We start from the raw sequence: 315 nt of genomic DNA on the forward strand, positions 1-315 counted from the left end.
GTTGCCCCCGCCAATCACCGCCACGCGCTTGCCCTTGAACAGCGGACCATCGCAGTGGGGGCAGAAGCATACGCCCTTGGCCTTGTATTCCTGCTCGCCTGGCACACCCATTTCACGCCAGCGCGCACCGGTCGCCAGGATCACGGTCATGGACTTGAGGGTCGCGCCGCTTTCGAAGCGAATTTCGTGCAGCTCACCGGCATTTTTGGCCGGCACCAGGCTACTGGCACGCTGCAGGTTCATGATGTCGACGTCGTACTGACGCACATGGGCTTCCAGGGCGCTGGCCAGTTTCGGGCCTTCGGTTTCCTGTAC

The 315-nt window shown here is 62.5% G+C and carries 1 protein-coding gene; it reads right to left on the reverse strand.

The genetic code is table 11. The features are described 5' to 3' along the window. Positions 1-315: FAD-dependent oxidoreductase (locus tag AC0L3U_RS38955; RefSeq protein WP_473365049.1), on the reverse strand; the 315-nt coding region annotated here is incomplete at both ends.

Source organism: Bradyrhizobium sp. Kon69 (assembly GCF_055807515.1).